Origin of the sequence: Micromonospora sp. WMMD710 (genome assembly GCF_029626045.1) — a bacterium.
Lineage (GTDB): Bacteria > Actinomycetota > Actinomycetes > Mycobacteriales > Micromonosporaceae > Micromonospora.
Genome location: NZ_JARUBD010000001.1, coordinates 6,061,923 through 6,073,243 on the forward strand (window position 1 = coordinate 6,061,923; position 11,321 = coordinate 6,073,243).

General features: G+C 70.7%; 12 protein-coding genes. 5 read left to right on the forward strand and 7 right to left on the reverse strand.

Annotation, left to right across the window (positions count from 1 at the left end; translation table 11 throughout):
- Positions 1-95 precede the first annotated feature (95 nt).
- From pstB to O7620_RS28100, 7 genes are all read right to left on the reverse strand, one after another.
- Positions 96-872: a phosphate ABC transporter ATP-binding protein PstB gene (pstB, locus tag O7620_RS28070; protein WP_151488544.1), complete on the reverse strand. Its 777-nt coding sequence runs from the start codon at positions 870-872 to the stop codon at positions 96-98.
- A gap of 17 nt (positions 873-889) precedes the next feature.
- Positions 890-1,978 carry a phosphate ABC transporter permease PstA gene (gene pstA, locus O7620_RS28075; protein ID WP_278126119.1) on the reverse strand — a complete coding sequence of 363 codons (1,089 nt, stop codon included), beginning with the start codon at positions 1,976-1,978 and terminating at the stop codon, positions 890-892.
- The gene (gene pstC, locus O7620_RS28080; protein ID WP_151488528.1) at positions 1,975-3,066 is read right to left on the reverse strand and encodes a phosphate ABC transporter permease subunit PstC; all 1,092 of its coding nucleotides are present in this window, start codon (positions 3,064-3,066) and stop codon (positions 1,975-1,977) included. The genes pstA and pstC overlap by 4 nt, the downstream gene beginning before the upstream one ends.
- A 39-nt stretch (positions 3,067-3,105) precedes the next feature.
- Positions 3,106-4,215 (reverse strand): phosphate ABC transporter substrate-binding protein PstS, encoded by a 1,110-nt coding sequence (pstS, locus tag O7620_RS28085; RefSeq protein ID WP_278126120.1) that lies wholly within the window; start codon positions 4,213-4,215, stop codon positions 3,106-3,108.
- A gap of 291 nt (positions 4,216-4,506) precedes the next feature.
- Positions 4,507-5,433: a mycothiol synthase gene (gene mshD, locus O7620_RS28090; protein ID WP_278126122.1), complete on the reverse strand. Its 927-nt coding sequence runs from the start codon at positions 5,431-5,433 to the stop codon at positions 4,507-4,509.
- Between the two features lie 337 nt (positions 5,434-5,770).
- On the reverse strand, positions 5,771-6,646 hold the full coding sequence (locus O7620_RS28095) for a polysaccharide deacetylase family protein (RefSeq protein WP_278126123.1): 876 nt from the start codon (positions 6,644-6,646) through the stop codon (positions 5,771-5,773).
- A 154-nt stretch (positions 6,647-6,800) separates the two neighbouring features.
- Positions 6,801-7,520 (reverse strand): response regulator transcription factor, encoded by a 720-nt coding sequence (locus O7620_RS28100; RefSeq protein WP_192580148.1) that lies wholly within the window; start codon positions 7,518-7,520, stop codon positions 6,801-6,803.
- A 242-nt stretch (positions 7,521-7,762) separates the two neighbouring features.
- On the opposite strand from O7620_RS28100, the gene O7620_RS28105 reads away from it, so the two are divergent.
- The 5 genes from O7620_RS28105 to O7620_RS28120 all read left to right on the forward strand — a co-directional run bounded on the left by O7620_RS28105 (position 7,763) and on the right by O7620_RS28120 (position 11,283).
- On the forward strand, positions 7,763-8,818 hold the full coding sequence (locus O7620_RS28105) for a hypothetical protein (RefSeq protein ID WP_278126125.1): 1,056 nt from the start codon (positions 7,763-7,765) through the stop codon (positions 8,816-8,818).
- 105 nt (positions 8,819-8,923) lie between these two features.
- Complete coding sequence (locus tag O7620_RS28110; RefSeq protein ID WP_278126126.1) at positions 8,924-9,712, forward strand: DUF2993 domain-containing protein; 789 nt, start codon at positions 8,924-8,926, stop codon at positions 9,710-9,712.
- 108 nt (positions 9,713-9,820) lie between these two features.
- Positions 9,821-9,898 (forward strand): Ms5788A family Cys-rich leader peptide, encoded by a 78-nt coding sequence (locus O7620_RS32135; RefSeq protein WP_310503780.1) that lies wholly within the window; start codon positions 9,821-9,823, stop codon positions 9,896-9,898.
- Positions 9,899-10,107: 209 nt separating this feature from the next.
- Complete coding sequence (locus tag O7620_RS28115) at positions 10,108-10,956, forward strand: sulfurtransferase (protein ID WP_278126127.1); 849 nt, start codon at positions 10,108-10,110, stop codon at positions 10,954-10,956.
- 6 nt (positions 10,957-10,962) lie between these two features.
- Positions 10,963-11,283, forward strand: coding sequence for a DUF1416 domain-containing protein (locus tag O7620_RS28120; protein WP_151488520.1), 321 nt, complete (start codon positions 10,963-10,965; stop codon positions 11,281-11,283).
- Positions 11,284-11,321: the final 38 nt, after the last annotated feature.

The window sequence follows — 11,321 nt, forward strand, 5'->3', positions numbered from 1 at the left end:
CATGGCCGAGTTGGGCCCGGGCCGGACACCCCGGGCACGCGAAAAGGGGCGCCGGTCGTGACGACCGACGCCCCTCGCGGACCGGGATCGGCGGCTCAGCCGAAGCGGCCGGTGATGTAGTCCTCGGTCTTCTTCACGCTCGGGTTGCTGAAGATCTTCTGGGTGTTGTCGTACTCGATCAGCCGGCCCGGGTCGCCGGTCTTCTCGATCGAGAAGAAGGCGGTCCGGTCCGACACCCGCGCGGCCTGCTGCATGTTGTGCGTCACGATGATGATCGTGAACTTGTCCTTGAGCTGGAACATCAGGTCCTCGATCGCCAGCGTGGAGATCGGGTCCAGGGCCGAGCACGGCTCGTCCATCAGCACGACCTGCGGCTCGACCGCGATGGTCCGGGCGATGCAGAGCCGCTGCTGCTGACCACCGGAGAGGCCCGCGCCGGGCTTGCCCAGCCGGTCCTTGACCTCGTCCCACAGGTTGGCCGAGCGCAGCGCCTTCTCGGCGGCCTCGTCCAGGATCGACTTCTTCCGGACGCCGTTGAGCTTCAGCCCGGCCACCACGTTCTCGAAGATGCTCATGGTGGGGAACGGGTTCGGCCGCTGGAACACCATGCCGATCATGCGGCGGACCGCGGTGACGTCCACGTCCCGGTCGTAGATGTCCTGGTCGTCGATGGTCAGGCTGCCCTCGACCCGGGCACCCGGCAGCACCTCGTGCATCCGGTTGATCGACCGCAGGAACGTGGACTTGCCGCAACCGGACGGGCCGATCAGGGCGGTGACCGTCTTCGGCTCGACGGTCAGGTTGATGTTCTCGATCGCCTTGAAACCGCCGTAGTACGCGGTGACGTTCGAGGCTTCGACGCGCTTGGCCATGGTGGTACCTCCGGGGTTCATCGGCTGAGCCTGTTGCGACGGGCCAGCAACTTCGCCGCGATCGTCAGGATGAGCACGAGGGCGACCAGGGTGAGTGCCGCGGTCCACGCCCGTGCCGGCGAGTACTTCGAGGCCTCGCCGGCCTGCTGGTAGACGTAGAGGGCCAGCGACGACTGGTTGTTCTCGAAGGGGTTGAAGTTGATCGCGGCGCCGCCGCCGGCGACCAGCAGCACCGGGGCCGTCTCGCCGGCCGCGCGGGCGATGGAGAGCATGACGCCGGTGACGATGCCGGGCAGCGCCGTGGGCAGGACCACCCGCAGGATGGTCTTCCACTTGGGTACGCCGAGCGCGTAGGCGCCCTCGCGCAGGGGCGGCGGAACGAGGCGGAGCATCTCCTCGGTGGACCGGACGATGGTGGGCAGCATCAGCACACTGAGCGCGAGCGCGGCGGCGAAGCCGGAGAAGCCCGGCCGGCCGTCGTTGAACCACGGCGACACGATCAGCACCCAGAACGCCAGCACGAACAGGCCGGTGACGATCGACGGGATGCCGGTCATGACGTCCACGAAGAACCGGATCGCGAAGGCGAACCGGCCCCGGCCGTACTCGACGATGTAGATCGCGCAGAGGATGCCGAGCGGCACGGTGATCAGGGTGGCGATGCCGACCTGCTCCAGCGTGCCGACGATCGCGTGGTACGCGCCGCCGTTCGGGTCGCGAGCCCCGATGTTGTTCATCGAGGTCTGGAAGAAGTTGCCGTCCAGCCGCTCGGTGCCCTTGCTGACAAGCGTCCAGACCACCGAGGCGAGCGGCACCACGGCGAGCACGAACGCGGAGTGGATCAGCGCGCTCCAGGTGCGGTTGCGGGCCGACCGGCGGCCCTCGACGGCGTTGGACGCCGCGAAGAGCCCGACGAGGTAGAGCACCGCGCCGAGGACGATGACAAGGACCGGGCCGCCGATGCCGGCGCCGTAGACGATGACCGCGGAGAGCGCCAGGGCTGCCACGGCGACGGCCGGTGCGGCGTACGCGGGCAGCCGCCGAGCCCGCAGCGTCTCCGGTTGTGCCGGCGGCCGGGGGCGACGTGAGGTGACCGTGGTGCTCATGCGGCGGACTCCGTGAACTCCCGGCGGCGGTAGATGATCGCCCGCGCGATGATGTTGACGACCAGCGTGATCGCGAACAGCACCAGACCGGAGGCGATCAGCGCGCCGCGGCCGGTGTCGTTCGCCTCGGCGAACCGGTTGGCGATGTTGGCGGCGATGGTGTTGCCGCCGCTCTCCAACACGTTGAACGAGATGGCGTACGTGGATCCGAGGGTCAGCGCCAGCGCGATGGTCTCACCCAGCGCCCGACCCAGGCCGAGCATCACCGCGGCGATGATGCCCGGGCGGCCGTACGGCAGCACCGCGGTACGCAGCATCTCCCACCGGGTGGCGCCCAGCGCGATGGCCGCCTCCTCGTTGGCCGTCGGCGTCTGGAGGAACACCTCGCGGGTCAGCGAGGTGATGATCGGCAGCACCATGATCGCTAGCACGAGGGAACCGAGCAGGATCGAGTTGCCGTACGGGCCCTCGCCCCCGAAGATCGGGATCCAGCTGAAGTACTTGTTCAGCCAGCCCGAGAGGTCGGTGACCGGGCCGATCAGGTAGTCGCGACCCCACAGGCCGAACACCACGCTGGGCACGGCGGCCAGCAGGTCGATCAGGAAGCCGAGGCTGTTGCCGAGACGCCGGGGCGCGTAGTGGGACAGGTACAGCGCGATGCCCATGGCTACCGGCACGGCCATCAGCAGAGCCAGGGCGGCGCTGAGAACGGTGCCGAAGGCGAGCGCGCCGATGCCGAACGTGGGCGGGTTGTCGTTCGGGAACCAGCCCTCGAAGGTCCAGAAGTTCGCTGTGTTGGCACGGAGGGCCGGGATCGCCTTCGCGATCAGGAAGGCCGCGATGGCCACGATGATGACCAGCACCATCGCGCCGGCGGCCAGGGTGAGGCCGTGGAAGGCCCGCTCGGCGCCGAACTTCCGGTTTCTCGGCAGCGCGCCGCCGCCTCCCAGCCCGTTGCCACCGGGGGTACGCGCGCTGACTGGTGCCTCGGCCACACGCGCCGAGGCACCGGCGGGCCACTCGTGACTCTGGGTCACGCGCGTCCCGCCGGTGCCGGCGTCGGCCGAGCGGTGAGGGGTTTCACCCATCTGCTCGCTCGATTCCGTTGCTGAGGTGGTGGGGTCGGATCAGGAGAGGTTCTTGACCGCGGTCTCGACCTTGGTGCGGACCGTCTCCGGCAGCGGGGCATAGCCCAGCTCGGTCAGCGAGGTCTGGCCCTCGGCGCTGGCGGCGTAGCCCAGCAGACCCTTGACCAGCTTCAGCTTGTCGGCCGCGAGGCCCTTGCTGCAGACGATCTCGTACGTCGCCAGGACGATCGGGTAGGCCCCGGCCTCCTTGGTGTTGTAGTCGATCGACAGCTTGAGGTCGTCGCCCTGGCCCTCGATCTTCGCCCCGGCGATGGTCTTGCCGGCCGACTCGGCGGTCAGCGCGGCCCACTCGCCGGCGCCGTTCTGCACCTTGGCCATGTTCAGGCTGGAGTTCTCGGCGTACGACCACTCGACGTAGCTGATCGTGCCCACCGTGCTCTTGACCTTGCTGGCCACGCCGTCGGACTTGGCGGCGCCGACGCCACCCGGGGCCTTCCACGCCTTGGCGTTACCGAAGGTCCAGTCCGCCTCGGCGGTCTTCGACAGGTACTTGGTGAAGTTGTCGGTGGTGCCCGACTCGTCGGAGCGGTGCACGGCCTGGATCGGGGCCGACGGGAGCTTGGCGTCCGGGTTGTCGGCCTTGATCGCCGCGTCGTCCCACTTGGTGACCTTGCCGGCGAAGATCTTCGCCAGGGTGGCCGGCTTGAACTGGAGGTTGTCCACGCCGCTGCCGGCGTTGTAGACGACCGCGACCGGGCCGATCACCATCGGGAGGTTGAGGGCCTTGCCACCGGCGCACTTGGCGTCGGCCTGCGGCTGCTCCTCCGGCTTGAGCGCGGAGTCCGAGCCGGCGAAGTCGGCGGTCCCGGCGATGAACGCCTGGATGCCGGCGCCCGACCCGGTGCCCTCGTAGTTGATCGTGGTGCCCTGGCACTTCTGCTGGTACGCCTTGATCCATTCGGCCATGGCGTTCTTCTGGGCCGACGAGCCCTGGGCGTTGACCGTGCCGGTACCGCAGTCGACCGCGGCGGCCGAGCCCGAGGCGCTGGCGCCGGGGGTGGGCTCGTTGTTGTCCGAGCCGCATGCACTGAGGCCGAGCGTCGCGGCAAGAGCGAGGCAGGCAATAGTGCCGTACCGCTGGAGCTTCACCTGAGGGGTTTCCCTTCGCGTCTGACTTGGCGCCCCGATCCCGGGGCCCGAGGACCGGCACTGACCGGCTGACACGAAAGTTAGAAGTGCCAGGTAGCCGGTTCGCCGGTCGCAAGTGAACGCAAGGTGAACACGTGCGGCCCACGAGGTGACCGCTTGCTGAGGGCGAGTTGTCCGTTAAGTGAACCCGGGTGCGCCTGTCGGAAGTATGGTCATATTTCAGGTACGGCGTTATCCCGCCGATGCGCGGCCGTGATCCGCCGGTTACTCGGCTGTCCCGGTGCCCGACCGTCAGCCGAGGTGGTAGTTGATGTGCGCGGACCAGCGGGCGAAGCCCAGCCGCTCGTAGAGCGCGACCGCCCCGGTGTTCGAGTCGTCCACGTAGAGCATCACCCGGTCCAGGCCCCGCTTGTCCCGCAGGTACGCGAGCCCCGCGGTGGTCAACGCCCGGCCGAGCCCGCCGCCGTGCGCGGTCGGCTCCACGCCCAGCACGTACACCTCGCCGATGCGGGCCGACCCGGGCCGCTCGTGCACCTTGGTCCAGTGGAAGCCGAGCAACCGGCCGGTCGAGGTCTCCTCGGCGAGTAGGAAGCCGGCCGGGTCGAACCACGGCTCGGCGAGGCGTACCCGCAGGTCGTCCGCGGTCCAGCGCCCCTGTTCGGGATGCTCGGCGAAGGCGCGCGAGTTGAGGGTCAGCCAGGCCGCATCGTCCGCCCCGGGTCGGAACGCGCGCAGCATCACCCCGTCGGGCAGGCGCGGCTCACCCAGCGGGGCGGCCAGTGGCCGACGCAGCTGCCAGAGCACCCTGGCACGGGTGAACCCGAGGTCGACGGCGAGCGCGGCGGCCGAGGGGTGGTCGCCGTGCGCCCACGCCCGCAGTGGCCCGGTGGCCGAGGCGAGTACGCCCCGAGCCAGCGCCCGGCCGGTGCCCCGCCGCCGGTACGCGGGGTGCACGGCCAGCTCGACCCCGATCCCGCCGACCGGGTCGGTGGTGTCCAGGTGCGCGTATCCGGTGAGGGTGCCGTCGTCGGCACGGGCGATCAGGTGCACGGCCGGGGCGTCGGGGTCGCGCAGCCGGAGCAGGACGTGCTCGTCGAGCGGGTCCGCGCCGTCGGTGTCGCCCGCGCAACGGGCCAGAGCCAGCACATCGGTGACGTCCGCCGGGGCCAGTCGGTCGCTCCGGGTCACCTGGTCGCTGGTCGGCTCCGCGCTGCTCATCCCGTCACCGTATCCGCTGCGTCTCGTGACACCCGCCGGGTCGCCGAGTTAAGGACGGTCGGCGTCGAGGAGGCCAGCAGCCGGCGCCGGCGAGGTTTTGGTCAACGCCTTTGGAGCTGATGCGTTGATGCATCACCGGGCCCGGTCGTGCTGTCCTGCTGGTGCCGGGATTTCACCGGCCCGATGGTGCGGTCCCACTGGTGTCCGCGGCCTCACGCCCGGTCCCGGTCCCGGGAACGCCGGCCTGGCGGGGCTGATTCGTTCACCACATCAACTCCAAGGGCTGCGCACCAACCATCCCCACCCTCCGGACCCGCGGCCTTCGCCAGCGCCGGCCTCACGTCGGGTCGGTCGGCAGCGCCTCCAGCTCGAACCGCGCGGTCAGGTCGGGCAGGATCCGGCGCAGCGCGTCCACGGTGCCCTGGCGATTTCCGCCGGCGTCGTGTAGCAGCACCACCGAGCCCGGTTCGGCCTGGCTGACCACCGTCGCGGCGATCTTGGTCGCGCCGGGGACCTCCCAGTCCGACGGGTCCACCGACCAGTGCAGCGGGGTCATGCCGAGCTGCTGCGCCACCGACACCACGGGGTAGGTCCAGGCGCCGCCCGGCTGCCGGTACCAGACGATCGGCGCGTCCGGCACCGCCGCCCGGATCGCCTCGTTGGTGCGCAGCAGGTCGGCGCGGATCACGTCCGCCGGGCGGTTGCCCAGGGTGACGTCGTGGTGCCACGAGTGGTTGCACAGGCTGTGCCCGCCGTCCACGATCGCCTGGATCAGGTCGGGGTGGGCCTGGGCGTTCTCGCCCACGACACAGAAGGTCGCCTTGACGTCGAACTCGCGCAGCATGGCGAGCACCTGCGGGGTGTAGCGCGGATCGGGACCGTCGTCGAAGGTCAACGCCAGGCGGGGTGTGCCGGTGCTGGTGTGCGCCCCGAACAGTTGGCCGCCCGTGGAGTCCCGTCCCGTCCCGTCCTGGCCGGCCTCGGTGGCACTGGCACTGGCACTGGCACTGGCGGTGGGTGGCCCGCTCGGCCCGTCCCCGGTGGGCTGATCGGCGTAGTACGGCCCCTCTGCGTTGGTGTTCACCCCGGTGGCCTGCCGTTGGGGTTGGTCGGGGACGAGGCTGCGGCCCAGCAGGTATGCCGAGCCGAGCAGCGCCGTCACCACCAACACCACGATTCCGGCCGCCCGGACGGTCGGGTTGCCCCGCGTCACGGCTTCCGCCCCGCCGACCGGACACGCCGGCCCGTCGCCCCCGTGGTTTCTGTGCGCACCGTCGCCCCTTCCGCTAACAAACCCGGCAGTCAGAATAGAACCGACGAGATGCGCAAAAGGGGCATATGGGGAATCCCCCGGACGGGAGGACCGGTCAGACGGGCAGCGGCGCGTGCTCCGCCTCGGGCAGCGACCGCGACGGCGGGACGACGAACTTGTAGCCCACCTGGCGGACCGTGCCGATCATCGACTCGTACTCCGAGCCGAGCTTGGCGCGCAGCCGCCGCACGTGCACGTCGACGGTGCGGGTGCCACCGAAGTAGTCGTAGCCCCAGACCTCACGCAGCAGCTGGTCCCGGGTGAACACCCGACCCGGGTGCTGTGCCAGGAACTTCAACAGCTCGAACTCCTTGTAGGTGAGGTCGAGCGGGCGCCCCTTCAGCTTGGCGGCGTACGTGTCCGGGTCGATGTTCAGCTCGCCGGCCCGGATGGAACCGCCGGCACCGGCGGTCGCGTTGCTCAGCCGGCCCACCGCCAGCCGCAGCCGCGCCTCCACCTCGGCCGGCCCGGCCGAGGCGAGGATGACGTCGTCGACGCCCCAGTCGGCGTTCAACGCGATCAGGCCGGCCTCGGTCACCACCGCGACGAGCGGCACCCCGAGCCCGGTCGCGTGCAGCATCCGGCAGGTCGCCCGTGCCTCGCTCAGCTCCGACCGCGCGTCCACCAGCACCGCGTCGGGGCTGGGCCCGGCGACCAGGGTGCGGACGTCGCGTGGTGCGGTGCGGACCGAATGCGGCAGCAGGTCGAGTGCCGGCAGCACAGCGGACGGTTCCCCTGCGCGTGCGGTCACCAGCAGCAGGATCTCCACGATCACCTCCGTCCCGGCGGCGCATGGCCGCACGCGACCAGACACACTCGTGAGGGGAGTGCGCTGAGAAATTGCGTGGTCCCGGCGTCGCTGACGGGCGGGTAACGCGTTGAGCGTAACCGATCGCCCCGGCTGCGCCCTCAGGCCACTTCCCGTTTGTCTAGCTTGCCCCTGATCGTGGCACAGTTTTTAACGTTGCCGAAACCCTTGACCGCCGCATCGGCGGGTGGGTCTGGCACGATCGGGGCGTGTTTCCCTCCACCTCGCCGGACGCCGGCCGCGAAACGTGGCCCGACGGGCCCCGTCCGGGCCCGGCCGCCCCGACCCGTGGCCAACCGCCCGCGCCGCGCACCGGTCCGGCCGTCGTCGACGGCGAACGTCGTGAGCGGGGTGGTCCGCGCCGTGCCCGCCGCTCCGGCGAGCCCGCCCGTCGCTCCGAGGACGAGATCGACGAGCCGGAGGAGGAGGTCGTACCCCCGGTGGAGGTGCGCCGCCCACTGGCGCTGATCATCGCCGGATTCGCCGCGCTGCTCGGTGTCGGTCTCGTGCTCGGCGCGCAGACGTCGGGCCCGGGCCACCGGTTGCCGTTCGCCTTTATCATCTTCGGCGTCCAGCTGTTGTTCGTGCTCGCCTGGACCATGGCCATGCGCCCGCCCGCCCTGCTGCTGGTCGGCGGGATCAGCGCCGTGGTCGCCGCGCTCGCCGACATCGCCGCCGTGCAGACCGACATCGCCGGCCTGGCTCCGCTGGGCTACCTGGCCGCCGGTGGTTTCCTCGCGGCGGTGCTCGGTCAACTGGTCCGCCGGGTCGACCGGGTCCGGGTCACCGACTCGCTCGGCGCCACGCTGCTCATCGTCGTCGGGGTGGTGGCCCTCGGCACCCTGATCGTGCTCAGCCGCATCCCGGCCGGCACTCAGGCGATCACGGTCTGCCTGACCGCGAGCGGGGTCGCCTTGACCGTCGCCCGGCTCACCGACGCCGTGCTGCCCTGGCCCCGACTGGCCCCGCAGGTGCCCCGGGGCGCCGCCGGCGTCGTCGTGGGCGCCATGGTCGGCACGCTGATCAGCGCGCTTCTCGGCAGCTACCTGGTGGCACCCTTCACGCCGACCCGGGCCGCGGTGATCGGCCTGGTCGCGGCGGTCACCGCCGTGCTCTCCGACCTCGCCGTCGGGTACGCGGAGGCGGGGCGACTGATGGCCGGCGAACCGCCCACCATGTGGGTCGCCCGGCACATGCAGGGTCCGCTGGGCGGCTTCGCCCTGGCCGCGCCGGCCGCGTACGCCATGTGCATGCTCTTCCTCTGAGCCCACGGTTGAGCCCGGAGCCGGTCGGGTACCTACGGGTGCGCCGCTCTGCGGCACCGGTACGAACGCCCCGTCGCTCCGCGGCGGGCGAAGACAGGAGGCGGCGTGGCCCAGGACTATCCGGCGGACGAAACCCGGCCTCGGCGGCGCGGTCGCAAACTGCTCATCGGTCTCGTCATCCTGCTTCTGGTGGTGGCCGGGCTGCTGGTGGTAGCCGACCGGGTGGCGGTCGGGGTGGCCGAGCGGGCGATCGCCGACCGGGTCAGCCAGGAGATCACCAAGCAGGGCGCGCAGTCCGCGGCTCCCGAGGTGCAGGTCGGCGGGACGCCGTTCCTCACGCAGGTGATCGACGGCCGGTACGAGCGGATCTCCATCAAGCTGCGGGACGTGCAGGCCTCCGTCGAGGGTGAAGCCGTACGACTGCCGGTGCTGGACGTCGACGCGCGCAACGTGCGGGCCTCCCTGGACACTCTTCGTTCCGGGCAGGGTGACGTGGTCGCGGACACCGTCAACGGCACCGGCACGATCAGCTACGACAGCCTCGCCGCGTTGCTGGACCGGCCCGGGCTCACCCTCGCGGAGCAGGGCGGCAAGCTCGCCGTCACCGCTCCGGTCGACATCCTCGGCCAGAAGTTCACCGTCGCCGGCACCGCCGACGTCACCGTCGCCAAGAGCGGCGCCGTCGCCCTGCGTTTCAACAACCTGGACGCCGCTGGCCTGCCGAACCTGCCGCTGGCCCGCACCCTGCTGAACAACTACGCCAAGGGCATCTCCGTCGACGTGCCGCTGCCCGACCTGCCGTTCCAGCTCGCCGTGCGGGAGGTCCGTCCGTTGCCCGAGGGGCTGGCGGTCACCGCCGACGCGAAGAACGTGCCGATCAACTCGGTCAGCTGATCGCTCGGGCCGCCGGTGGGACGTCGAATCCGGCCGGCGGCCCGCCCGATTCCCGGATGGTGGTCGGCTCGGTGGCAGCTCGGTCACAGACTGGTAGGCTCCGTCACCATGGGGACTCACCTCACCAAACGGCGCGCGGTCGACCTGTGCCGCGTGGCCACCTGCCTGTGTCGCCCCGTCATCTGACGGCGGGGCTGTCCTCGGCCGCCTGACGGCGGCCACCGGCACGCGGGGTTCTCGTACCCCTCCGGTGATCCCATCGAACGCCCGGCAGCGGCGCCGTCGCACGAACCCGTGATCCCGTCCTTCCACTGGGTCCCGCGCGTGGTGCGACAGTCACACCTATCGATACTCACGCGTTGGCTCACCATCCATCCTCACCAGGGAGTGATTCGATGAGTCGCGACACCGCACTCGTCTCGGCCGAGTGGGCCGAGAAGAACCTCGACGCCCCGGGCGTCGTCTTCGTCGAGGTCGACGAGGATACGTCGGCCTACGACACCGGCCACATCGCCGGCGCCATCAAGATCGACTGGAAGAACGACCTCCAGGACCAGGTCCGCCGGGACTTCGTCAACAAGAGTCAGTTCGAGGCGCTGCTCTCCGAGCGGGGCATCAGCAACGACGACACCGTCATCCTGTACGGCGGCAACAACAACTGGTTCGCCGCGTACGCCTACTGGTACTTCAAGCTCTACGGCCACGGCGACGTGAAGCTGCTCGACGGCGGTCGCAAGAAGTGGGAGCTGGACGCCCGTCCGCTGGTCACCGACTCGGTGACCCGCCCGGCGACGCAGTACGTCGCGCAGGAGCCGGACACGTCCATCCGAGCCTTCCGCGACGAGGTCGTCGCCGCGATCGGCACCAAGAACCTGGTGGACGTGCGCAGCCCCGACGAGTTCGCCGGTCGACTGCTCGCCCCCGCCCACCTGCCGCAGGAGCAGGCGCAGCGGGCCGGCCACATCCCCACCGCGATCAGCGTGCCGTGGTCCAAGGCGGCGAACGAGGACGGCACCTTCCGGTCCGACGACGAGCTGCGCAAGATCTACGGGGACGCGGGGCTCGACGACGGCAAGGAGACCATCGCGTACTGCCGGATCGGTGAGCGCTCCTCGCACACCTGGTTCGTCCTCCAGGAGCTGTTGGGCCACCGCAACGTCAAGAACTACGACGGTTCGTGGACCGAGTACGGCTCGCTGGTCGGCGTGCCGGTCGCGCTCGGCGACGAGCCCGGGGAGGCCTGATCCGTCATGACTGCTCCCACCGCTGCGGGTTGCGCCGCACCCGACCAGGCCGCCCCGCTGCCGGCCAGCCTGGACCTGGAGAAGGAAACCGTGATCACCGGCATCGTCCGCTCGGCGGCGGATGAGGCCGTGCCGGGCGCGTACGTCCGGCTGCTCGACTCGACGGGTGAGTTCACGGCCGAGGTGGTCACCTCGGCCGCCGGTCAGTTCCGGTTCTTCGCCGCGCCGGGTTCCTGGACCCTGCGGGCGCTGTCCCGGCACGGCAACGGCGACACCGCCGTCACCGCGGGCCGGGGCATCAACGAGGTGTCCGTCACCGTCGCCTGACCCACTGCTCTGATCGACCGGGGCCGGTCACCCGCGCG